Consider the following 22,836-nt stretch of genomic DNA (forward strand, 5'->3'; position numbering starts at 1 on the left):
GAGCGTCAATCAGCGACAGTTTTGGGTGTCGCGTGCGAGGGCGGGCGTCCCGGACCGCGTTTTCGTTCGAGCGCGGTGCGCCTGCGATAGCTCTCGACGTTCATCTCAACGATGGTGGCGTGGTGAACGAGACGATCGATGGCGGCGAGCGTCATGGCGGGGTCCGGGAAGACCTTGTTCCATTCGCCGAAGGGCTGATTGGCGGTGATCAGCATCGAGCGGCGCTCGTAGCGTGCGCTGATGAGTTCGAACAGCACGCTGGTCTCGGCCTGGTCCTTGGTGACGTAGGCAAGATCATCGAGGATCAGGAGATCGAAGCGATCAAGGCGGCTGACGGCCGCCTCGAGGTTGAGCTCACGCCGCGCCACCTGAAGCTTCTGGACGAGATCGGTGGTGCGGGTGAAGAGGACACGCCATCCGTTCTCGATGAGGGCCAGGCCGATAGCTGCCGCCAAGTGGCTCTTGCCGCCGCCGGGCGGCCCGAACAGGAGCAAATTAGCGCCCTTGCCCAGCCAGCTGTCACCGGCGGCGAGCGCCATCACCTGCGCCTTCGAGATCATCGGCACGGCCTCGAAGTCGAAGCTGTCGAAGGTCTTCCCGGCTGGCAGCCGCGCCTCGACGAGATGGCGCTCGGTGCGCCGGCGACCGCGTTCGGCGATCTCGTGCTCGGCAACGGTGGCGAGGAAGCGGGCCGCCGGCCAACCTTCCTTGTCGGATTGCTCGGCAAATTGCGCCCACAGCACCTTGATGGCTGGCAGCCGGAGCTCGTTGAGCAACAGATTGAGGCGCGCGGTATCAACGGTGTTGGCCACGCTCATGCGTCACCTCCGATCTCGGCGGTACCGATGAGGCATTCGTAGGTGGCAAGCGGCGCGAGCTGCACCACGACGTTCGGCAGGTGGGCGGGGTCGGGAGCGAAGTGAGCGCGCAGCCGGTTGAGTTCGGGCAGTCGGCCGGCGTCAAGATCGGCCGTGAGCTGATCGGCGAGTTCGGCCTCGCAGCCGCGCTCATGAGCGAGCGCGAGAAGATCGACCATGATCCGGCAGGCCTTCTTGTCCGGCCAGCGCTCGCGCAATCGGTCGAAGGTTCTCCGATAGCCCTCGCGCGGGAACAGCCTGTCTCGATAAACCAGATTGAGAAGCGCCATTGGCTTGCGCCGCAGGGAATGGATCACGTGCCGATAATCGACGACCTGATCGTACTTGCCATTGGGATGCGGTCGCCCGCGCGGCAAGGTCAGGAGGTGCGTGCCACCGACGAACACGTCGAGGTGATCGTCATAGAGCCGCGCCCGCAGCCGGTGACCGATCAGGCGCGATGGCACCGTGTAGAACACCTTGCGTAGGGTGAAGCCGCCCGATGACGTCACGCGGACGATCACCTCTTCGTAGTCCGAGGTCCGGCGATCGGGCAGCTCCTGCAACACCACGCGCTCGCTATCGATTCGCTTGGCGTTGCGGGCGTTGCGGCGGCTGACGATCTCGTCGATGAAGCCGCGATAGGTAGCAAGATCGTCGAAGTCGACAGTTCCGCGCAGCAGCAAGGCGTCCGCGATTGCTCGCTTGAGATGACCGTGGGGCCCTTCGATCGAGCCATTCTCGTGGGCGACGCCTCGATTGTTGCGGGAGGGACGCATGCCGTAGTGGGCACAAAGGGCCTCGTATCGCTGCGTCAGATCGTCCCGTGCATCGCGATCGAGATTGCAGAATGCGGCCGACAGGCTGTCGGTCCGATGCTCCCGCGGCGCCCCACCGAGCGACCAGAGAGCGTTCTGCAGGCCTTCGGCCAGGGCAACGAAGCTCTCGCCGCCAAGCACGACGTGGGCGTGCTCGAACCCGCAATAGGCCAAACGGAAGTGATACAGACGATGATCCAGCGGCGTGTCCGCGATCGTAACACCCAACTCGCCCATGTCGGTGAAGTCGGAGAGGCCGAGCTGGCCGGGCTCGTGGGTTTGGCGGAAGATCACCTCCTGCTCCTCGCCGTGGATCGCCCGCCAGGCACGGATACGACGTTCCAGGGTACGACGGATACCGGTGCCGAGATCAGGATGACGTCGGAGCATCTCCTCGAAGACCGCCACCGGGCGTAAGCCAGGTGCCGCCTTCAGGATCGGGACGATCTCGGTATCGAACACGTCGCTCAGCGGGTCGGGTCGTCGCCGGCCGCGGGGAGCCTTCTTTTGCGATGGAAGTCGGGGATCTCTCTCGATCCGATAGGCGGTCGACGCACTGAATGACGCCTTGGCCGCCGCCACTGGCGGGCTATCGGTCTGACGGTACTTCATGTAGAGCCTCATTTGGTGATCTGTGATGTGTCGGCCGGGCAAGCGAGTGATTCCTCTTGGCGGAAGAACCACTTGCATAACCTGCCGGCCGCGATCACCAGTCGGCGCGGTCCCTCGCGGATCGCGCCGACGCCGGGCTCGTAACTCCGGTCGGGCTACGCCCTCCCTACGTCACGAGCCCGGCGAAACTCTCTCACCTTGATTGACGCGCTCTTCCATCCTGATCGCCGCGCGACATTGTTGCATGATGTCCACCTGCGCGGAATACCGCCGCCGGGCATTTGGTCGTACCCCATGCGGGTAAGACTGAGCCGGTCGCCGCCGCCGTTTGTTGAAGACGTATTATGCGCCTTTGCGGGCTCATCTAAGCCCATCACATTTCAGAATCGTCGTCGTCAAACCCGTCTTTGTCGTAGGTGAGCGCCGAATCCGCAAACCAACTTGGCCTGTTCGCGCGGGGCGACCTAAGCGAGCGCGACTGGTTGGCTTATGAGAACCGCGATGGGGGGCTTCAAGGTCTGTCCACGATCATGACAATGATCTCCGCGGTGCGCACGGCCGATCTCGCAAGACCTTCGGCTGAGGCAAATGCGCGCGGGCGGCTTGGGGGGACCACCCGCGCTAGTCTGGGTGGAGGCTTAGCCCTCTCTTGGGGGCGCGAATGTATGAGGAGCCAAGCCCAGACGTCTCCCAGCAACTCGCGTGCCAGACAGTCAGCTGCGGAGCCTCTTCACAGGTAGACCATGAGCTCAAGAAGCGCGGCGCCCGGGACGACACCACGGAAAAGCGTGCAGCGGCTCGGCAGAAGCCGCCCGCACTTGCGCTACGAAGCGGCTTGAGGGCCGTCATTGAGCAACCAAGCCATGCGCGGCTCAGCAATCAGCGTGCCAAACAAAATAGAACGATGGAAAAGACGTGCTCCCTTTTCAGGCCACGTCAGCTACCTGCCTGGGCGCTCCCGGACATGCATGTCGGTAACCCGACGCGGTCGTACGAGATCGCAAGGTATCGGTCCTCATGCAAGAAGCCAGTGATCAAGATCTGGCAGTCCCAATCGACGTGCGTGCCCCGTCATTTGCAACGTCGATAGCCGGCCTAGATGTGAGCTGAACCTCCGGCCGCGGCGCGCGACCGAAGGTTTGTCCGGACCGGGCTTCGCGTCAGTGCCGCTTGTCACTTATTGGCGTATTGCTGGTCGGGAATTCATCAAGTGTATCCTTGTCCTGCGGTTGCCGCCGGGGTTTCTTTGCGCCCTTGATCGACTTCCTACCCAGTTTTGCGCCCGGTGTCCTGAGCTTTGGCGACGAGTCCTCATCGTCGCTCATGCCGCTCTGAATGCTCGTAGTTTGCATGCCTTTGCGAGCCTTGGCATCAGCGGCGAGACTCTGCGCAATGACGGGGTATGCAAGGAGAGCCGAAAGGCCGCATGCGATTAAGGTTGTCTTCACTAGGTTCATACATGTCTCCTGTATTGATTTGCTTGTGAACAGAACGATGATTGGCATGACGCCGCGCCGCCCGCTTGCGCCGTTCGCGTGAGAGTACGAACGGTGCTGCTTCAGTATCTCTCGTATGTGGTCATCGTTTAGGAGATTTCGGGTAAATTCGCGAAGTGACCATCTCATGTGTGGCGGTACAATACATCCGTATCGACGCGTGACCTTGCGGTACTCTGCTCACGATGAGGGGAAGTCTTGCGCGGCTGATGGATGTGACCTGCCCGATCATCAGCAGACGTCAATTCTGCCATCTCGAGGCTAGGTGTTAGCTGGAGACAGCAGCAAGACTCGCGACCTCGCAATTGTTTTACCGCGCCCGAATTATGTTGCCTCATGCGAGGAAAGTCTTTGGCTAATTTGCAGATCGTCGCCGTGACTTAATGCAGATCCAAGAAGGGCCTGTCTTAACCGTGCATCCGTTGAGGAGCATTCACGATCGCGCAAGTATTCGATGACTCCATTTCGTGCTACATCCGTCTCCAAAATTTGCTGAAAGGTGACCGACAGTTTCAAGTCTACGCCCTGACGCAACGTGAGGTTCAAGCGATTTCTGCAGTTTGATTACCAGACCAAATTCCGTGTCAGCGGCCGCTTTTTCAGCTCGTTCCGCAATCACCGTCGCGCACCACGTGGCACCGGCGAGGGCACGATCACTTTTGAGGAAATCGGGTTCACTGATTGCGGAGATAGGGCGCCGATAACTTCGCGGATCAGCGGTCCTCGACGAGAGGTACGCTCCTTGGCGCCTCACTTGGGATAACGTCGCAACGCATGTTGAACGGTCTAATTGCGGCGTCGTTCCTGACGCGGGAGCGGCACCGGCCATTCGTCACTGGTGGGTTCGACCGGTCTTATGCCGAGGGATTCATCAGACGTCGCGCGGAGTCTACGACGCGGCGATTGCCGCGCCATCGATGAGCGGCGTTCGAGTCCTGGGACGGGGGGGATCGCTGCACTAGAGTGTCGCGAAAGAGATGGAAGTCGCAGACGTGGTCGCCGCGACCGAAGCCCGGCACCGTGCTCGCGTTCCTGCTGATCGAATGGCCGCTTCGCTTCGCCTCTCGCTTCGCCGGCAGATCTCGGCGGGGGCGGAGGCGCCGGCGGAGGCGAGCGGATCTTGGGCGAACCCGAAGAAACGAACGCTCCTGGGATCAGCGGCAAGGAAACCCGCAAGGCGGCGCAGGAGCTCGAAGGAGCAGCGACGGTGACAGACCGAGCGGCACCGGGCAAACGAGGTGTGCGCCGAGGTGCGTGAGAGGTGGGAGAGGGCCGCGAAGCCGCAGGCGGAAATGGACAGGACCCGACGGGATCACGAGGAGAAGGCGGGTGCCCTCGAGGCCGAGCGCGCGGCATTAAGAGCGCATCGAGGCCGAAGACAGGCGCTGGGAGAAAGCAGGGAAGACCTCAAGTCGGCTCTTCGCCGCGCAGGGGACCATCGGGCCCGCGGGAGAAGTTCACTCCGCTTTTGGTATGCGTCACTTGCCGCACTTTGTGCAGCAGCCCGGAACAACTGGCGGATGCGGCCTTCTCAGGCTTCCGCCGAAGCCGGAGAAAAGCGGCGAAGGCGGGCTGCAGGTCGTTTGTTCCTATTGGCGTAGAACTCCCGCCCGCAAAATTCGCCGTTAGGCTTCGCCGTTTGGAAGTCTGGATTTGACAGAGGACCTTGGCGGCGCGCGGAGCGTTGGGAAAGGTACTTACCTTTCCGATCTTTGCGACATGTTCCAGATAGCTAGATTTTCGCCAAGGCGCCTGGGCCACAGGCCAAGCGTTTCAGTTACTGTCCGACCGACCAAACCGGATGTCGTCATCGCGCGTTCTATAGCGGGCAACACGGCGCCTGCTCCGGAGCAGGTGGCGCGCGCCCTGACCTGGGGCGCCGACGAGAAGGTTCTTCTGGTCCTGGCAGCCGCCGGCTGGCTTGCTTCCCGTGGGCGTGAGGCGCCGCTGCGGCGAGCGGGCAACCATGCTCTGCCAGTGACGGTCGCTGCGTCGCTGCTGCCCCATGATCTAAAACTCGTATTCGACCAAACTCGGCCGGATCGTCGGACGGTGATTGGGCATATGCATGGCGTCTCGCTTTCCGGCAAACGAAAAGATGCTTTTCCCTCAGGCCATGCGCTGCACATGGGCGCGCTGGCATCGGCGGCGAGCGAGTTGCCGGCCGGTCTCCGGCGGGCGATCCGCGCGATTGCGGTCGGGCTGTCGCTCACCCGAATCGTGATCCTTGCCCATTGGACGAGCGATGTCGTTGCCGGCTTCGCGCTCGGGGCGGTTCTTGAACGGGTCCTCAGGCTATGGACCGGCTACCCGAACGGAATTTCAAAGGAGGATGATCATGCCGACTCTTGAAGACCTGAAGGGATACATGGAGCGCGCAACCGGTCTGAAGCGCCCCGGCAAGCGGAAGGCTGTGGATCTCGCGCGAGCGCGAAAGCCTGTTACGGTTCGCTTTAAGGTCTCATTCCAAATCACCCGCGATGGCCGCTCATTATCTATCGAAACGCCGTCGCTTTCGATGAGAGCCTGGACGCTGCGGCCGTGATCGAAGACCTGTTTGAAGCGAACGGATGGGGAGATAGCTGGCGGGATGGCATCTACGATTACGTGCATTATCACTCCAGGATCCATGAGGTGCTCGGTATCGCGCGCGGCAAGGGCCGCGTTCGGTTCGGCGGCAACAAAGGGAAGATCTTCACCCTGAAGGCTGGGGACATCGCGGTTCTTCCCGCCGGCACAGGCCATCAGTGCCTTTCCGCGGGCGATGAGTTCCTCGTCATCGGGGCATACCCGCCGACCGGTACATACGACGAGTGCACGAGCGTCGAAGACCGTCAGCGGGCGCTGAAAGCCATTCCGAAGGTTTCGGCGCCGCGTAAGGATCCGGTCTATGGGACCGGCGGGCCGCTCTTGAAACTCTGGAAGAAATCCAAATGACCGAGTACGTCATCCGCTTCCTTCTCGGCGGCGCCGTCGTATCGGCCTTCGCGATGCTGGGGGATGTTCTGCGTCCAAAGAGCTTCGCCGGCCTGTTCGGAGCGGCGCCCTCGGTAGCACTCGCCACGCTCGGAATTGCGCTGTATCAGCACGGGGTCAACTACGCCGCCTTGCAAGCCCAGGCAATGAGTGCGGGAGCGATTGCGCTTGCCATTTACAGTGTCGTCGTCTGCCATCTGCTTGTCCGCACAAAGCTGCGAGCGTTGACGGCCACGTTGCTGTCACTGGTCATTTGGCTGGTCGCGGCCTTCGGGTTGCTCAGCTTCACCGGAGGTCAGACGTGAGCCCGATTCGCTTTTCGCCGTCATCTCTCAAGCAAGGCCGTTGGTACGAATATCTTGTCCGCTTCGCGCTCGGCGGCGCTGCGACCGTCTTTACCGGCCTCATCAGCAGTCGCTATGGAGCAGTCATCGGTGGCGTTTTTCTTGCCCTTCCAGCCATATTCTGCGCGAGCGCGACGCTGATTGAGAAGCACGAAATCCGCCGCAAGCGCGAAGCGGGTCTTGCCGGCGAGCGCCGTGGGCAAATGGCCGCCGCCGTCGATGCCGCCGGCGCTGCGCTAGGCGCGCTTGGCATGCTGGCCTTTGCGGTCGGTTTTTCGACGCTGATCTTACGCAACAACATCCCCGCCGTCTTCGTCGGCGCCTCCCTCGCCTGGTTGACTATCGCGGTAGCGGCTTGGTACGTGCGCCGGAAAATGAGATCGACGCGGACCGTGAAAGAGCCCAGCGGCTCCACGAATTCGCGAACCCGATAGGATCGTTGGATGGTTGGCACTGTTTCTTCATTCAGTCCGTAATGAGGAAGCGTGATCTCATGGCCGAGTTCCTTTTGACGCTTGTCACTCCCAAAACGGCATCGGTCCCTCTTGCTGGCAGCGCATGTATTCGGAACAACAGGTGGGATTTACAAGGCTCCTATTGCAATTGGGGCGCAGACGAAATCCCACACGCCATTCAGCTACGCTGTTTCGAGAAGAGGCGCCGGGTGCGAGGGCGTGGGGCTGCTGCAGATCATCCATGGCCTGCACCCGAAAAGGGTGCTGACCTTCACTCGTGGAACCTTTGAGGAAAGGCGCTGTTGGCTCGCATCACAACTGAGGAGGAAACCATGCCGGGCCGCAATAAAACACTTGAAGACCTCTTCCTGGAGACGCTCAAGGACATGTACTACGCCGAAAGGAAGATACTCGTTGCGTTGCCAAAAATGGCAAAGGCCGCGAATTCTGACCAACTGCGCGCAGCATTTGAAAAGCATGCCGGCGAGACGGAGGGACAAGTCCAGCGTCTGCAGCAAGTTTTCAAAATGATGAAACAGGCCCCCAAGGGCAAAACCTGCCCCGCTATCCTCGGACTGGTCGAGGAGGGCGAGGAAGTGATGGAGGATTTCGAAGATTCTCCGGCGCTGGATGCCGGCCTTCTCTCGGGTGCTCAGGCCGTCGAGCATTACGAAATATCGCGCTACGGCACGTTGATTGCCTGGGCTGGACAACTGGGCATGAAGCCGGCGGTCCAGCTCCTTGAGCAGACCCTTGAGGAGGAAAAGAAAACCGACGCCGCGCTAAACAAGCTGGCGGAAGCCGCGATCAATCGCAAGGCAGCTTAGAAATCAGCCGGGCCGCTCGTTGGCCAGCCCATTTGGCGCGCGCATTGAATGGCTGTGTCATCTTCCTCTGTCTGGGCGGCGCCCCGCCCGGATTGCATCCGCTTGGCGTCGTGCTGGAGGTGGCGGAAGATCTTCGGCCCCGCCTGCCGCTCTCGGCGCGGGGGGCAACAAACCGCTGTGACATGAGCGCGCTTCCCAGCTTGACAGTATGTCCCAGTGCCAATGGCGGCATCGACGTAGCTGCTGCCCCAAATGTCTGCAGTCTTTACAAGGAGCCTCCTTGGCATCAGCGCAGCGGGAACCGCCTGCCAGCGGTTCCCTTTTTTCGCTACTTTTTGCCCTCGCCGACCGTAGGTGCGGGCTTGTCGAGATCCTGCGCCATCTCAAGGTGATGCTTAAGCGCCGGCAGGGTCTTGCCGGCCCAATTCTTAAGATCCGCATTGTCGCCGCCCTTGGCATAACGCTCGAACAGGTCGACGGCATCCTTATGGGCGCTGACCTGCATCGAATTGAACTCGGAGCTGAAGTCGTTGCCGCTGGCACCCTTGAGCTTGTCGAGCTTGCTTTGATGCGATGAATCGAGAGCGCTGGGCAATTCGGCCTTCAACTTGCCGCTGGAGACTAGTCCCTTCAGCTCAGTGCTGGTCTTGGTGTGGTCTGTGACCATCTGGGAAGCGAACGCTTTCTCCGCCGCGTTGCCCTTCTGCTGCGCCAGCTTGCTGGACTCGATCTCAAACATGTCCGATATCGCGACCTGCTTGACGAAATCGGACGTCGAGGGGCTGACCCCGAGCACGGAGTTGACGCCGGTCTTCTCACTGACGGATTGCGCCAGTCCTGGTGTCGCCAGCAAAATGCACGCGATTGCTAGTATAGTGCGTCTCATGTGTACCTCCTTCAGCTTGCGCTCTTGCAGTTGACGCCCTTGCGATGCGCCACGGTGTTGGGCTTGGTATCGCCGACTTTTCCTCGTCGAGTTCAGCGGTGAGGAATCAGACGTCGTGGCTGCGCTTGGCGATCTGGCGGCTTGCCTGCCGGACAGGAGCCAGATAGCTAAGCGTTCTCAAGTAACCGGTCTTGTGGCATCTTCGACAGCTCGGGCGGTGGTTGCCATTCCGGCGGCATAGGCGGCTCCAGCGCCCAACAGAAGCGCGCAGAAACTGGCAAGCATGGTATAGGCGAGGTGCTTGCGCGCCTCCTCCATTTGAGCTTGCGTTCCCGGCCTGCTCGTCGAGCCGACGGTTTCACGCGTCGGGTTGTTCGAATAATATGCGATGCGGGCGTTCGCCGCATAGCTCGGGCCGGCGAGGTTGCCCGCGATGCTGGCAGCCGAAGCAGGTATCATCGCGGCTGCCGCCACCACGATCACGGTCGCAACCGCCCACGCTCCCAAGGCATGTCCGACACGGCCCAAACCGCTCTGATCGGGCGAATTGGCGGCTGCGATGGCGCCGCCGACGAAGGCGGCAATGATCCCCGAAACGGCCCACCAGACGAAGGCAGGCCAGCCGGCGCTAGCAGGCGCGGACGCGGCCGTCGGAGTATCGATGGCGAGTAGGCCAATGCCAAAACCCAGCATGGTCAATAGGATTTGGACGACCAACGAAGCAAATACGCCCGCCAGGACAGGTGACCAAGTCCAGGCGAAGAAGGCGTGCGGTACCGCGCGTGCGGCCATGTTTACCTCCTCAAATACGAACTTTGGATTCAAGATCAATTTCCTACGTAAGTTCCAATCCGTTGGAACCGCGGACCTGTTTGAGGTTTGAATGCCTAGAAAGGAGGAGGATTGACCATGACATTCGGCAGAGGCGCGCTATTGTGGCTCCTGGGCATCCCGCTTCCAGTCATCCTGTTGCTTGCGCTGTTCTGGCGCTGACGCCCCGAGAATTGAGGATTACTGGCTCAGGTATTTACCTGCCGCCGCCAGCACGCTGGTTGCCGCCACCGATTGCTGACGAGACGCCGTGGTACCCGGCCGGAATAGACGCCGTGGTTCCGGCGGCGGTTGACTACGAGCACAAGACAGCACAACGCGGGCCAAGCCGCATCTCGGCGGCATCGAGATCGAGACCGAGGTCGCCACTATCCGCGCCTGTCGGGAGTAAACCGTCTCAACCAATTCTCACGTCTGCCACGCACGAGGGATGATCCTTCGTACCTTTCTAGTCGAACGGGTCCGCCTGGATCGGCATATTGAATGCGGGGGTAAGGTGATGAGAGCGAGAAGTAATCGCGGCCCTCATCAATGCGCTTCGACCAGGCTGGCGATCTCGGCCCGGCCCACGTGGTCGCGGTGGCGCGCGGCGCGTTCTCGATGTTCTTTCATGGACGATACCGCCCTTTGCGGCAGATTGTTTCTTTCTCTTCGCTGAATCGTTCCGACATCTTGTGCAGCTCAACCGAGATTCGCCAGTCTCCTCCTTGAGATTGCGGTTCAGCACGCGGACGCACGTGGCCTCCTTGATGGCTTGATCTGGCCGAAGACCGGCTTCGCCTCGATCGTCTGAGCCGCAACGCCGTTGATGCGACTTTCTTCCCCTGGGCTAAAGCCCATTCCTCGCGAGACAAGAAAGTCGCCACAACGGCGTCCTCCGCTGCGCTCCGGCCCGCGAGGGGTGCGTCGCCGATCGTCCCCGGCCTTTAGATCGCCATCGAGGCCGCGGTGGTCGCGGGCTCGAAACACAACAGGAGAAGTGACATGGCTAACATCGGTTCTTTCAAGAAGGTCGGCAACGATTTCCAGGGCGAGATCGTCACCCTGAGCCTGCAAGCCAGGGGCGTCCGTATCGTCGCCGAGACCAACCGCTCCAACGACAACGCTCCGAGCCACCGCATCTATGTGGGCCGGGCCGAGATCGGCGCCGCCTGGTCGAAGCGCTCCGAAGAGGGCCGCGATTACCTCTCGCTCAAGCTCGACGATCCCTCCTTCAACGCGCCGATCTACGCGAACCTGTTCGACGACGAAGGCGGCGAGGGCTACACGCTGCTGTGGTCGCGGCCGCGCAAGAACGGCGAGTGAGACGCGGATCCTTCAGAGCCCCGCCCGGTCCTGGGCGGGGTTCTTTTTTATGCACGAGCCAGCGAGAATCCCTTCGGCGCTGGATGGCCACTCGCATGCACGGATCGATCTGGCACGATGCATTCGCTTCCGGACCAGCGCAGGTTTCGGGCCGTATGAGTGCCGTGCATCCGACAAGGCTCGTCGGGGCAGAGGCTGGCGATGAAGGAACAGGGCCTTTCGAACGCTGCGGGCCGGACCCAATCAATGGACGTCATGCAGCCTAGAAGGGCGACTTGATCTCTCGTGTTTGTCCGAAAGGCTCCCTGAAGATGGCTTGCGTTTGATATGGACATGCTTGGGCAGTTCGGCGCTGGCCAGTGCCTGTCCGACGCGATCGTTGCTGATGTTGGCGATCTGGCTCAGACCGTCGAGCAGACCAAGCGCCTGAAGGACGCCGGCATAGATGCCAATGCTGACATTGGTATCGCCGGCTTCGACTCTTTGCAGGGTCGAACGGAACGTGAAGGCGCGCTCGGCCACGACGGCCATCGGCAGCCGCCGGCCTCGGCGGGCGTCGTCGATGTCAGCGCCAAGCTTGCGCATGGCTCGTCGAACGGCGGCGGATTATGAGGAGTCGGCATTTGTTGTCTTCGTGCTACATATTCGACGATTACGTAGCACGAACATTACATTTTGGCTTGAGGTACCGCGCCCTGCAACAAATGGCGCCATCCCTGCTCCCGGCGCCGGCGGGTCGCGCATCGTGGCTTGTGGGGATTTTCCGCATATTTTTCCTTGGGAAAGCTTTTTCGTGAGATTGCGGTCGGAAATCACGATCGGGAAGGTTTTTCACGGTTCGAGCCCATGCGACCAAAGTTTTCAGGTCCGGTGAGCGTTTTTCATGATCTGAGACTGCCAGTGGTCGCGATCCCCGCCGGCCGCGCAGCGCTGATGACGCCTGCCAGCTGTCCCGGTCCCACGCGTGCTTTCGGCCATCGGAACAAAGCACCGCATCCTTGAGCAAGGGAAATGGCGCATCTACATGCCGCGTCACGCGCCTGAGGCGAGCCGACCCCACACGGCAACGTCTTGAACGATACAGCTGACTTCTATCGCTTCTCCGACGCAACGCCGCGCGCGGAATTTCTGTACGCATGCGCGCAGAGGACCATCGAACAGGATCTTCCGAGCGAAGCCCGGTTCTTGCGGAGCTTCGATAGATTCCGCTCGGGTGTCGAAAACATGGTCGACATGCAGGAGCGGACTCTCAACAGCCTCCCTGGATTGTTGCAACAGAATGAAGGGCGGCTGTCAAAGCGCGCCCGTGACAACGAATTCTCCCGGTTGACACCAGACGAAGTCACGAAGATCGAGCAGCTTTATCAAGCCGCCTTCGATTCCGGTTAGATGTCTTTGCAGGCGTTGGCTGAGTTTATTGGCGTCTCCCTGCGGGACCGGGCTGTCGGCTGGCGCTGAAACCCCGCCTTGCGCCGGGTTTTCACCCTGCGGGCTTCCATCCCTGACGGAAGCTGCGGCGGGACTGGATGCCGGGGGTCCTGGTTAGGTCTTGGCCGCGGGCGTTGGACTGACGATATAGGAGAGGCAGAGGGGAGCGGCCCTGGCCATGACGGGTTGAAGGTCGGAGGAGAGTCTTCCGGCGCCTGTCATGGAGATTGCTCCCATGAATACGCAGATTGTTGATGCCGGCCGCAACGCCAGTTGCGGTTACAAAGTGGATGTCAGCCGCGGCGAGCGCATTGGTCGGGTGTCCTCGGAGTGGTTCTGCCGTCCGGCGGATGAACGTTATCTGTCGCTCAACGACCTGGCCCGCACGGTGCGCGATCGCACGGACCGCAGCCGCACGCGCGTGGTCGAAAGCGCGCTCATCCATGTCGAGGCAAGAAGTGCCGATCCCGAGCGCCTGGCCCTGATGCTGCCCGGCTCGGACAGGCCAGTCGCGCCGACCCACTGGAGCTTCGGCCAGCTTGCAAGCCAGGTTGGCGCTCCGGCCGCCTACCTGCGGCAGCTCCCCGCGGCCCTCGCAGCCATCAACCTGCAATATGGCCTGACCGCCAATCGGGCCGAGCAGATCAAGACGCTCGAGACCGAGGATAACCGGGTGGAGCTTCGTGCCGTCACCGGTCCCGACTATGGCAGGATCTACGACCACGAGCTGGTTGAGGCCGTACAGCGCATCGCTGGCAACGGCACAGGCGATACACGGTGGAAGGTCCCCGGTGTGCTCGACTGGTCAAGTGGCATCTACAATCCCCGCGTCGATATTTCCAAGGATACGACGACCCTCTATGCATCGGACAGGGACGTTTTCCTGTTTCTGGTCGATGACCTGAACCCGATCGAAGCCGGTCGTCTCCGGGACGGCTCGCCCGACCTCTATTTCCGGGGCTTCTATTGCTGGAACTCGGAAGTTGGTGCGAAGACGCTCGGCATGGCGAGCTTCTATCTTCGTGCGGTTTGTCAAAATCGCAATCTGTGGGGCGTGGAAGATTTCGAGGAGATGACCATCCGCCATTCCAAGTACGCAGCCTCCCGCTTTGCTCACGAGGCAGCCCCGGCACTGCTAAGCTTCGCCAACTCCTCACCGATGCCCTTCGTCAACGGCATCGAAGCCGCCCGCGAGCGGATCGTGGCACGCAGCGATGAGGATCGCACCGAGTTTCTGCGCCGCCGCGGCTTCTCCAGGGCCGAGGCAGGCAAGGTGATCGACGCGGTGCTGGTGGAGGAAGGCCGCCCGCCTGAAAGCATCTTCGATTTCGTGCAAGGCATCACCGCGCTCGCGCGCGACAAGCCGCACCAGGATGTCCGCCTGGACATGGAGGCCAAGGCTAAGAAGTTGCTCGACCGCGTGGCGTAGTTTCGGCCGAGCCGGAGATTGCGCTCTCCGGCTCGGCCCGTCTGCGCTTTGCCGGTTCGCGAGTTCGCGCGCTGCCCTCTCGCGGAAACGGTCATGTCCGTCGCGGGCGACGATCCGCGGCGGAGCTTGGGCGGTAGAGCGGTCGCCCACGTCTCAGCCCAAACTGGGTGATGGTCCCCCGGTCGTCGATGGAGAGGCACTTCCACGACCTCGACTTCGAAAGCGGAGGGGCGATCCGGATCGCATCCGAGATCGAGACCCAAGAAGATTCGAGGGCGCGACCCAGTTTTCCGACAGCGCGGCAGCCGCCAATCATCGCCATCGTTCGCTGCAAAAGCGAGAGCGAGAGGAGGGTGGGCCTGTTCGCGAACGGGTTGGAGGCCGAGAGAGAGGCTCCCGGCCGCCCGTTTTCGGAGAAACTGACATGGCAAAGGCCGTTCAGAAGATCAAGCTGTCGCCGTCGCGCGACATTCCCTTCAGCAAGCTCGTCTTGAGTCAGAACAATGTACGGCGGCTCAAAGCCGGCATCTCGATCGAGGATCTCGCCGAGGACATCGCTCGGCGCTCGCTGCTGCAAAGTCTCAACGTCCGGCCCGTGCTCGACGGCGAAGGCCAGGAAACCGGCATGTTCGAGGTGCCGGCCGGCGGCCGCCGTTATCGCGCGCTCGAGCTTCTGGTAGCGCAGAAGCGTCTGGCAAAGACGGCGCCAGTCCCTTGCATCGTCAGTGACATGGGTAGCGAGGTCACCGCGGAAGAGGACTCGCTCGCCGAGAACGTGCACCGCCTCGCGCTTCATCCCCTCGACCAGTTTCGGGCATTCCACACCCTGCACGAGCAAGGGCGGTCCGAGGAGGATATCGCCGCCATCTTCTTCGTATCGGTCAACGTGGTGAAGCAGCGGCTGCGGCTTGCGGCCGTTTGCCCGAAGCTGCTCGACATTTACGCCGACGAGGGTATGTCGCTCGAACAGCTGATGGCGTTCTCCGTTACCGACGATCACGCCCGACAGGAACAGGTCTGGGAGAACGTCAGCAAGTCGGGCTACGACGAACCATATCAGATCAGGCGTCTTCTGACCGAGCGCGCGGTGCGGGGATCCGACAAGCGCGTCCGATTTGTCGGCCTCGCGGCCTATCAAGCGGCCGGCGGCAAGGTGCTGCGTGATCTGTTCGAAGAAGATGGCGGCGGCTGGCTCGAGGACATCGCTTTGCTGGAGCGTCTCGTGGCTGAGAAGTTGCGGACGGATGCCGAGACGATCGCCGCCGAAGGCTGGAAGTGGATCGAGGTCACCGCCGCCAGCTTTCCCTACGGCCATGACCATGGCCTCCGTCGGCTCGACGCAGACCCGGCAGCTCTCAACGCCGAGGAGCAGGCGCGCTTCGATGCTCTCCAGGCGGAATACGACGCGCTTCAGACGAGATTTGAAGGCGCGGACGAACTGCCCGAGGAGGTGGACGCGCGGCTCGGCGAACTCGAGCAGACGCTCGAAGCGTTCAACGACCGGCCGGGCGTCTTCGAGCCGGACCAGATGGCCAGGGCGGGCGTCTTCGTCAGCATCGATGGCGAAGGGCGGCTTTCGGTCAATCGGGGTTATCTCCGACCGGAGGACGAGGTGCCTGCGGCCGATGTCGAAGGCGAGCAGGGCACCAATACAACCTTGACTGAAGGGCAGGAGCCCGGCGCGTCCGTTCAGCGCACGACGATTTCGCTCGCCGGTGCATCGAGCGAGCCGGAGGAGGGCGATGAGGATGTGGCACGGCCATTGCCGGATCGGCTCATCACCGAACTGACGGCGCATCGTACGTTGGCATTGCGCGATGCGCTGGCAGAAAATCCGGCAATCGCGTTCCAGGCGGTGCTGCACAATTTCGTGCTGACGGCCTTTTACCGACACGGATCGTCCGGCACGTGTCTGGAGATCGGACTGCGCACGCCGACCTTTCCCGCTCAAGCCCCCGGGCTCAGGGAAAGCGCGTCTGCCAAGGCCGTTGAGGCCCGGCACGAGTCCTGGAGGGCGCAGCTGCCCAAGAGCGAGAACGACCTGTGGGATGCGCTCACGGTCCTTGACGGTGCCGCACAGGCATCCCTGTTCGCTCACTGTGCGTCATTTGCGGTCAACGCCGTCCATGAGCCGGCCAACCGTTACAATCAGGGCCGTGTCTCCGCCGACGGCCTCAGCTCTCGGCTCCGCCAGGCCGATGTGCTGGCACGCGCCGTCGGCCTCGACATGGTTCAATCCGGCTGGAGACCGACAGTCGATAATTATCTCGGCCGCGTCACCAAGCCTCGTATTTTGGAGGCGGTGCGGGAGGCACGAGGTGAATCCTCGGCGCAATTGATCGATCACCTGAAGAAGACCGATATGGCCAAGGAGGCCGAGCGTCTTCTCGATGGTTCGGGCTGGTTGCCGGAGTTGCTGCGTCTTGTCGACGCCACCGCCGCGCCAATGGAACAGGAGGCGGAGGCTGGCCCGCTCCCCGAATTCCTCGCCAACCAAGGGCAGGAGGACGGCGGCGGCGGCGACGAACCACAGCTCGATGCCGCCGAATGAAGCCTATCGCGGGACGGCTCCGGCCGTCTCGCACGCCTTCCATCGCAATCCTCATCCCGCGCCCGGCTTCGTGCCCGGCTTTCGGCTTTCCAATGAGCGGGAATTCATCGTTCAGGACATCGTGCGGCGTTCGCTGACGCCGGAGCATGTATCGGCCGTTTCTGCTTGTTAGTGGATGCGTGCCGATGGTTTTGGCGGCGCGGTCGTTGTGATCTCGGCCAATCAAATCCTCGGCAAGTCACCAACGATCTCCTCGAGGAGTTCATCGCTCAGGTCACGCCGTGAGGCCGGCGGGTTAGCCCACGCCGTGCCGGCAGTGCATTTCGCCTTGTTCGCCCGGCCGAGGGTTTTGGGCGAGCCGTGAGGGTCGGCCGGGTCATGAGAGGCAGAGAGCGGCCGGGACGGGTTTGAGCCGGCACGGTCCAGAGAGAGCGCCAGCCGGCTCGCCCCATTCCCGCTCTCCGAAAGACACTGACATGACCGAATCTCTCGCCGGCGGCGCCGCCGCCGCGCCGCTCTCGATGCGTGCCGCTGCAAGTCTCACCTCCGCCGCCCTCCGCGCCGCACAGAATCTCCTATCCGAGCTCGAACGCGGCCGTCGTATCGATGCCGCCGTCTTGCGCAGCGCCATGGCGGCGGCGTTCGCCGGCTCGGACGCGGCCGGCGCCTGGAACTGGAAGACCGCCTATGACGTCTGCGAGGCGGCGACCGTTCTATTCCTTCGCAAGTTCGGACCGGCCATGCGCGCCCGCGCTGGCTCGACGGCCGCCATGCTGCCGATGCTCGCGAGGATCGCGAGCTGTCTGCCGACCCATACGCGGCGTTCCGAGCATAGCCAGGCACTCCAACAATTCTCGACGCCGATTTCGCTCGGCTTTGTTGCATCTACGGCGGCGGACGTGACGCCCGCCGATCGCGTTCTCGAGCCCTCTGCGGGGACGGGCTTGCTCGCTATCTTTGCCGAGCTTTCGGGCGGCGCCTTGGTGTTGAACGAGTTGGCCGAGGCGCGCGCGACATTGCTCGATCATCTGTTCGCCAATCCTAAAGTCACCCGCTTCGACGCCGCCCAAATCGATGACCATCTCGATGCGAGCGTCGCCCCGAGCGTCGTCTTGATGAACCCGCCGTTCTCGGCGCTGGCGAATGTCGAACGACCGATGCCGGACGCGGCCCTCCGGCACATCACCTCGGCCTTGGCACGGCTTTGCGACGGCGGGCGTCTTGTCGCGATCGTTGGCGCGAGCCTCGCGCCGGAGAATCCGGCATGGACGGAAGCCTTTGTTCGCCTCCAGGAACGCGGTCGGGTGGCGTTTTCTGCCGCCATTGACGGCGCCGTGTACGCCAGGCATGGAACACAAACGGACACAAGGCTGCTTGTGATCGACAAGCTGGCGGCGGTTGATCCGAAGGCCTTTCCAGCTTCATTGGGCATGGCGAGCCATGTCGGGACCTTGCTTGACTGGGTGACCCAGCATGTGCCTCCCAGGCTGCCCATCGCGACGTCGGTAGCGGCCGACCTTAGCCGTCAATCCGCCAAGTCGAAATCGAGCGCCGCCGCTGCACTGTGTTCACCGTCCACCTCGGGAAGCGCGGCGCCAGAAGGCTTGGAGCTCGACTACGCGACAGCCGAGTGGTCGCCGCCGGAAGAAGCCCGACTGACCGATGCCCTTTATGAGACATACGGGTTGCAGTCGATCCTTATTCCCGGATCGTGCCCGCATCCGACCGAACTCGTGCAGTCCGCGGCGATGGCGTCCGTCGCGCCGCCGAAGCCGACCTATCGTCCGCACCTGCCGTCGCGTGTGATGACAGATGGACTTCTGTCGGACGCCCAGCTCGAGAGCGTCATTTATGCTGGCGAAGCACATAGCGAGTTGCTGGCAGGCTTCTGGACGGTCGACGCGACATTTGATGTCGTGGCCGCCGCCTGCGAGGGCGCTCAGAACGCGGTCCGCTTCCGTCGCGGCTGGTTCTTGGGCGATGGCACCGGTGCGGGCAAGGGACGGCAGGTCGCCGGGATCCTGCTCGACAATTGGCTCAAGGGCCGCCGCCGGGCGGTGTGGATCAGCAAATCCGACAAGCTGATCGAGGATGCGCAGCGCGACTGGTCGGCGCTCGGCATGGAGCGCCTGCTGGTTACGCCCCTGTCGCGGTTTCGCCAGGGCACGGCGATCCGGCTTTCGGAGGGCATCCTATTTGCCACCTATGCCACGCTACGCACCGACGAGCGTGGCGAGAAGCTTTCGCGCGTCAGGCAGATCGTCGAATGGTTGGGCTCCGACTTCGACGGAGTGATCGTCTTCGACGAGAGCCACGCCATGCAGAATGCGGTCGGGGGCAAAGGCGAGCGCGGCGACCAGGCGGCCTCTCAGCAGGGGCGCGCCGGGCTGAGGCTCCAGCACGCCTTGCCGAATGCTCGCGTGGTCTATGTGTCGGCGACGGGCGCCACCACGGTGCACAACCTTGCTTATGCCCAACGCCTCGGCCTTTGGGGCGGCGCCGACTTTCCGTTCGGCACGCGCGCCGAGTTCGTCGAGGCGATCGAGGAGGGTGGGGTGGCGGCCATGGAGGTGCTGGCGCGTGATCTTAAAGCGCTCGGTCTCTACTCCGCCCGCTCGCTGTCCTATGAGGGCATCGAGTACGAGCTGGTCGAGCACAAGCTGACGCCGGAGCAGGTTCGCATCTACGATGCCTATGCTGGCGCGTTCAGCGTCATTCATAACAACCTCGATGCGGCGATGCGGGCCGCCAACATCACCGGCGAAACCAGGACGCTGAACACGCAGGCAAAATCTGCGGCGCGATCCGCCTTCGAAAGCGCCAAGCAGCGCTTCTTCGGACATCTGTTGACCTCGATGAAGACGCCTTCGCTGATCCGATCGATCGAGCGTGATCTCGACGCCGGCCATGCCGCCGTGATCCAGATCGTGTCAACGGGCGAAGCGCTGATGGAGCGTCGGCTCGCCGAGATTCCGACCGAGGAGTGGGGCGACGTCCAGGTCGACATCACGCCTCGCGAATATGTGCTCGACTATCTCGCCCATTCGTTTCCGATCCAGCTTTACGAGCCCTTCACCGACTCGGACGGTCATCTTTGCTCGCGGCCTGTTTATCGCGATGGTCAACCGGTTGAGAGCAGGGATGCCGTCTCCCGCCGCGATCGCTTGATCGAAAAGCTCGCCTCGCTGCCGCCTGTTCCCGGGGCGTTGGATCAGGTCATCCAGCGTTTCGGGACCGAACTTGTCGCAGAAGTGACCGGCCGTTCGCGCCGCATCGTTCGCAAGCACGACCGCTTGGTGGTCGAGAGCCGAGCTGGCTCGGCGAACCTCGCGGAGACCACGGCCTTCATGGACGACGTCAAGCGCATCCTCGTGTTCTCCGACGCGGGCGGCACGGGAAGGAGCTACCACGCCGACCAGTCAGCCCGGAATCGACGGTTGCGGGTCCATTACCTGCTCGAGCCCGGCTGGAAGGCCGATGCCGCGATCCAGGGGCTTGGCCGGACCAACCGGACCAATCAGGCACAGCCGCCGCTGTTTCGTCCCATCGCCACAGACGTGAAGGCCGAAAAACGTTTTCTCAGCACCATTGCCCGCCGGCTCGACACACTGGGCGCCATCACGCGCGGTCAGCGCCAGACCGGAGGGCAGGGCCTGTTCCGGCCCGAGGACAATCTCGAAAGCCAGTACGGGCGTGATGCCTTGCGTCAACTCTATGTCCTGCTCTTGCGAGGCAAGGTCGACGGCTGCTCGCTCGCGAGATTTGAGGATGCGACCGGCCTGAAGCTGACTGATGCCAATGGGCTGAGGGACGACCTGCCGCCGATCACGACGTTCCTCAATCGCTTGCTGGCGCTCACCATCGACCTACAGAACATTCTGTTCACCGCCTTCGATCAGCTTTTGACTGCTCGGATCGAGGGCGCGGTTAGCTCCGGCACCTACGACATTGGACTGGAAACGCTCCGCGCCGAGAGCTTTGTCGTCACCGACCGGCGGACGATCTACACCCACCCCGGGACTGGTGCGGAGACCCGGCTGCTCACCATCGTCCAGCGCCAGCGCAATCATCCCATCGGTCTCGATGACGCCCTGGCTCGCCGTTCCGACCATCACGCGATCCTGTTGCTCAATGAGCGCTCGGGCCGTGCTGCCGTGCAGCTTCCGGCCCCGAGTTTCATGCTCGACGATGGCGAGATCGAGCGGCGCATCCGCCTGGTACGGCCGATGGAGCAGCACAGCGTCGCCCTCGACATGATGGCGGAAAGCCATTGGGCCGAAGCGGATCGGGAACGCTTTGCCGCCGCCTGGCTTATGGAACTCGCCGAGGTACCGGAGTTCACGGAAAGTACGATCCACATCGTGGCGGGCTTGCTACTACCCATCTGGAAGCGGCTGCCGAACGAATCGACCCGCGTCTATCGTCTCCAGACCGATGCGGGCGAACGCATCATCGGCCGCAAGGTCTCCGCCGCCTGGGTCGCGAACGTCCTTGCCGCTGATGCGCCTTCGATGGCGCCGGACGCCGCCTTTGCCGCGCTGATGGAGGGACAGATCGTCCTCGATCTTGCGGAGGGGCTGAAGCTTCGCCGTGTGCGGGTGATGGGCGCAGCCCGCATCGAGCTGTCGGGATTCAACGACACCATGCGCGATCGTCTGCGGGCTTATGGGCTCTTTGGCGAGATTATCTCCTGGAAGCTGCGGATGTTTGTGCCCGCGGACGCAAGCGGCGTCGAGATCCTGTCGAAGGTGCTCGACAGCTATCCGGTTGCGCGCATTGGTGGGCGGGAGGCCGCGTGATGCCGCGCGATGCCTCTGAATTGGCACGCCGCCTCGCGCGAGAGGCCGAGGCGGTATGCAGGCACTATCTCTCCAATGGCAAGCGGGTGGGACGGTATTGGGTGGTCGGCGACGTCCACAACGCGCCGGGCGGTTCGTTGTTCGTACGGCTGCAGCAGTCGCCGAAAGGTCCCGCCGGTAAGTGGACCGATGCCGCGACCGGAGAACATGGTGACCTCCTCGACATCATCCGCGAAAGTCTGGCCTTGCGAGACTTTCGCGAAGTGACCGGGGAGGCGAGACGCTTTCTGATGCTACCTCGTTCCGAGCGACAACCTGCCCCAGAACTCGTGGATCCAGCAGTGCCGGCCGGATCGCAGGAAGCCGCCCGTCGCCTCTTTGCCATGTCCAGCCCGATCGACGGTACGATGGTCGAAGCTTATTTGCAGCGTCGCGGAATAGCCCGCATCCACCATGGCGACAGTTTGCGCTTCCACCCACGCTGTTATTATCGACCGGACGAGCATTTGCCGACCGAAACATGGCCAGCGATGATAGCCCGCGTCACGGATCTCGATGGACGGATCTCCGGCGTGCATCGCACATGGCTCGATCCAGACGGCTTTGATCGCGTCCGGCTCGGCAAAGCTCCGATCGACACGCCACGACGGGCGATGGGCGACCTGCTCGGCAATGCCGTGCGTTTCGGCCGGGTGGACGACGTGCTCGCTGCGGGCGAAGGCATCGAGACCATGCTGTCGCTGCGTTACGTACTGCCGACCTTGCCGATGACCGCCGCGTTGTCGGCCAATCACCTTTCGGCCATGTTGCTGCCGTCCGGGCTACGTCGCCTCTACATCGCCCGCGACGCCGATGCCGCCGGAGATGCCGTACAGGCTATCCTCACCCAGCGCGCGGCAGATGCCGGCGTTGAAGCGATCGCATTGTCGCCTCGGCTGGGCGACTTCAATGAAGATCTGCACATCTTCGGCCGTGAGGCCCTCCGAGCAGTGTTGCGGCTTCAACTCGTACCAGAAGACGTCGACCGCTTCCTCCATTCGCCCACGCTGGCCGCTGAATAAGCCGCTATCCATCGATCGATCGCGATGGGTCAGTCGTAGATTAGGCCAATGCCGGAAGAGCACGCGACCACGGCCTTCTAGAGCGCGATCGGACGGCAAGCGGTCCGGTCCGGCAATGGCTGCGTCCGGCTATTTTCCGCCGCGCGCAGGCGATGGGGAAG

General features: G+C 62.6%; 18 protein-coding genes and 1 pseudogene. 13 read left to right on the forward strand and 6 right to left on the reverse strand.

Going from position 1 to position 22,836, the window contains the following annotated elements:
- Positions 1–5 precede the first annotated feature (5 nt).
- From istB to ACVMB1_RS02815, 3 genes are all read right to left on the reverse strand, one after another.
- Complete coding sequence (gene istB / locus ACVMB1_RS02805) at positions 6–818, reverse strand: IS21-like element helper ATPase IstB (RefSeq protein WP_225649550.1); 813 nt, start codon at positions 816–818, stop codon at positions 6–8.
- Positions 815–2,329, reverse strand: coding sequence for an IS21 family transposase (istA, locus tag ACVMB1_RS02810; RefSeq protein ID WP_456794397.1), 1,515 nt, complete (start codon positions 2,327–2,329; stop codon positions 815–817). The genes istB and istA overlap by 4 nt, the downstream gene beginning before the upstream one ends.
- 1,118 nt (positions 2,330–3,447) lie before the next feature.
- The gene (locus ACVMB1_RS02815; protein ID WP_456848218.1) at positions 3,448–3,744 is read right to left on the reverse strand and encodes a hypothetical protein; all 297 of its coding nucleotides are present in this window, start codon (positions 3,742–3,744) and stop codon (positions 3,448–3,450) included.
- A gap of 1,758 nt (positions 3,745–5,502) precedes the next feature.
- On the opposite strand from ACVMB1_RS02815, the gene ACVMB1_RS02820 reads away from it, so the two are divergent.
- The 6 genes from ACVMB1_RS02820 (at position 5,503) to ACVMB1_RS02845 (ending at position 8,385) form a co-directional block, all read left to right on the forward strand.
- Positions 5,503–6,135 carry a phosphatase PAP2 family protein gene (locus tag ACVMB1_RS02820; RefSeq protein WP_456848220.1) on the forward strand — a complete coding sequence of 211 codons (633 nt, stop codon included), beginning with the start codon at positions 5,503–5,505 and terminating at the stop codon, positions 6,133–6,135.
- A complete protein-coding gene (locus tag ACVMB1_RS02825) occupies positions 6,122–6,328 on the forward strand; it encodes a hypothetical protein (RefSeq protein ID WP_456848222.1) in 207 nt (68 codons plus the stop codon). The genes ACVMB1_RS02820 and ACVMB1_RS02825 overlap by 14 nt, the downstream gene beginning before the upstream one ends.
- On the forward strand, positions 6,325–6,720 hold the full coding sequence (locus ACVMB1_RS02830) for a cupin domain-containing protein (protein ID WP_456848224.1): 396 nt from the start codon (positions 6,325–6,327) through the stop codon (positions 6,718–6,720). The genes ACVMB1_RS02825 and ACVMB1_RS02830 overlap by 4 nt, the downstream gene beginning before the upstream one ends.
- A complete protein-coding gene (locus ACVMB1_RS02835; protein WP_456848226.1) occupies positions 6,717–7,064 on the forward strand; it encodes a DUF3147 family protein in 348 nt (115 codons plus the stop codon). Before ACVMB1_RS02830 ends, ACVMB1_RS02835 begins: the two co-directional genes overlap by 4 nt.
- Positions 7,061–7,537: a DUF3147 family protein gene (locus ACVMB1_RS02840; protein ID WP_456848228.1), complete on the forward strand. Its 477-nt coding sequence runs from the start codon at positions 7,061–7,063 to the stop codon at positions 7,535–7,537. Before ACVMB1_RS02835 ends, ACVMB1_RS02840 begins: the two co-directional genes overlap by 4 nt.
- 353 nt (positions 7,538–7,890) lie before the next feature.
- Positions 7,891–8,385 carry a YciE/YciF ferroxidase family protein gene (locus ACVMB1_RS02845; RefSeq protein WP_141343394.1) on the forward strand — a complete coding sequence of 165 codons (495 nt, stop codon included), beginning with the start codon at positions 7,891–7,893 and terminating at the stop codon, positions 8,383–8,385.
- A gap of 328 nt (positions 8,386–8,713) precedes the next feature.
- On the opposite strand, the gene ACVMB1_RS02850 is transcribed toward ACVMB1_RS02845, so the two are convergent.
- Together ACVMB1_RS02850 and ACVMB1_RS02855 are read right to left on the reverse strand one after the other, a co-directional pair.
- Positions 8,714–9,271 (reverse strand): DUF4142 domain-containing protein, encoded by a 558-nt coding sequence (locus ACVMB1_RS02850; RefSeq protein ID WP_456848230.1) that lies wholly within the window; start codon positions 9,269–9,271, stop codon positions 8,714–8,716.
- Between the two features lie 177 nt (positions 9,272–9,448).
- Positions 9,449–10,096: a hypothetical protein gene (locus tag ACVMB1_RS02855; RefSeq protein ID WP_456848232.1), complete on the reverse strand. Its 648-nt coding sequence runs from the start codon at positions 10,094–10,096 to the stop codon at positions 9,449–9,451.
- A 990-nt stretch (positions 10,097–11,086) separates the two neighbouring features.
- Between ACVMB1_RS02855 and ACVMB1_RS02860 the strand changes: the two genes are divergently transcribed.
- The gene (locus ACVMB1_RS02860; protein WP_018458991.1) at positions 11,087–11,407 is read left to right on the forward strand and encodes a DUF736 domain-containing protein; all 321 of its coding nucleotides are present in this window, start codon (positions 11,087–11,089) and stop codon (positions 11,405–11,407) included.
- Positions 11,408–11,650: 243 nt separating this feature from the next.
- On the opposite strand, the pseudogene ACVMB1_RS02865 reads toward ACVMB1_RS02860, so the two are convergent.
- A pseudogene (locus ACVMB1_RS02865) lies at positions 11,651–12,030 on the reverse strand (hypothetical protein).
- 448 nt (positions 12,031–12,478) lie between these two features.
- Between ACVMB1_RS02865 and ACVMB1_RS02870 the strand changes: the two are divergent.
- From ACVMB1_RS02870 to ACVMB1_RS02895, 6 genes are all read left to right on the forward strand, one after another.
- Complete coding sequence (locus ACVMB1_RS02870) at positions 12,479–12,796, forward strand: hypothetical protein (protein ID WP_456848234.1); 318 nt, start codon at positions 12,479–12,481, stop codon at positions 12,794–12,796.
- 274 nt (positions 12,797–13,070) lie between these two features.
- Positions 13,071–14,264 carry a DUF932 domain-containing protein gene (locus ACVMB1_RS02875; RefSeq protein WP_456848236.1) on the forward strand — a complete coding sequence of 398 codons (1,194 nt, stop codon included), beginning with the start codon at positions 13,071–13,073 and terminating at the stop codon, positions 14,262–14,264.
- Between the two features lie 424 nt (positions 14,265–14,688).
- Positions 14,689–16,815 carry a ParB/RepB/Spo0J family partition protein gene (locus ACVMB1_RS02880; protein ID WP_456848238.1) on the forward strand — a complete coding sequence of 709 codons (2,127 nt, stop codon included), beginning with the start codon at positions 14,689–14,691 and terminating at the stop codon, positions 16,813–16,815.
- Complete coding sequence (locus tag ACVMB1_RS02885) at positions 16,802–16,987, forward strand: hypothetical protein (RefSeq protein WP_456848240.1); 186 nt, start codon at positions 16,802–16,804, stop codon at positions 16,985–16,987. Before ACVMB1_RS02880 ends, ACVMB1_RS02885 begins: the two co-directional genes overlap by 14 nt.
- Before the next feature lie 304 nt (positions 16,988–17,291).
- Positions 17,292–21,614, forward strand: a complete 4,323-nt coding sequence (locus ACVMB1_RS02890; RefSeq protein WP_456848242.1) for a strawberry notch-like NTP hydrolase domain-containing protein — start codon at positions 17,292–17,294, stop codon at positions 21,612–21,614.
- Positions 21,614–22,675, forward strand: coding sequence for a DUF7146 domain-containing protein (locus tag ACVMB1_RS02895; RefSeq protein WP_456848244.1), 1,062 nt, complete (start codon positions 21,614–21,616; stop codon positions 22,673–22,675). Before ACVMB1_RS02890 ends, ACVMB1_RS02895 begins: the two co-directional genes overlap by 1 nt.
- Positions 22,676–22,836: the final 161 nt, after the last annotated feature.

The sequence above is a fragment of the Bradyrhizobium sp. USDA 4504 genome (assembly GCF_054063995.1).

Coding starts and splice junctions, on each gene's coding strand:
- istB (WP_225649550.1), bottom strand. CDS start 818: ATGAGCGTGGCCAACACCGTTGATACCGCGCGCCTCAATCTGTTGCTC.
- ACVMB1_RS02815 (WP_456848218.1), bottom strand. CDS start 3,744: ATGAACCTAGTGAAGACAACCTTAATCGCATGCGGCCTTTCGGCTCTC.
- ACVMB1_RS02820 (WP_456848220.1), top strand. CDS start 5,503: ATGTTCCAGATAGCTAGATTTTCGCCAAGGCGCCTGGGCCACAGGCCA.
- ACVMB1_RS02825 (WP_456848222.1), top strand. CDS start 6,122: ATGCCGACTCTTGAAGACCTGAAGGGATACATGGAGCGCGCAACCGGT.
- ACVMB1_RS02835 (WP_456848226.1), top strand. CDS start 6,717: ATGACCGAGTACGTCATCCGCTTCCTTCTCGGCGGCGCCGTCGTATCG.
- ACVMB1_RS02845 (WP_141343394.1), top strand. CDS start 7,891: ATGCCGGGCCGCAATAAAACACTTGAAGACCTCTTCCTGGAGACGCTC.
- ACVMB1_RS02850 (WP_456848230.1), bottom strand. CDS start 9,271: ATGAGACGCACTATACTAGCAATCGCGTGCATTTTGCTGGCGACACCA.
- ACVMB1_RS02860 (WP_018458991.1), top strand. CDS start 11,087: ATGGCTAACATCGGTTCTTTCAAGAAGGTCGGCAACGATTTCCAGGGC.
- ACVMB1_RS02875 (WP_456848236.1), top strand. CDS start 13,071: ATGAATACGCAGATTGTTGATGCCGGCCGCAACGCCAGTTGCGGTTAC.
- ACVMB1_RS02880 (WP_456848238.1), top strand. CDS start 14,689: ATGGCAAAGGCCGTTCAGAAGATCAAGCTGTCGCCGTCGCGCGACATT.
- ACVMB1_RS02885 (WP_456848240.1), top strand. CDS start 16,802: ATGCCGCCGAATGAAGCCTATCGCGGGACGGCTCCGGCCGTCTCGCAC.
- ACVMB1_RS02890 (WP_456848242.1), top strand. CDS start 17,292: ATGACCGAATCTCTCGCCGGCGGCGCCGCCGCCGCGCCGCTCTCGATG.
- ACVMB1_RS02895 (WP_456848244.1), top strand. CDS start 21,614: ATGCCGCGCGATGCCTCTGAATTGGCACGCCGCCTCGCGCGAGAGGCC.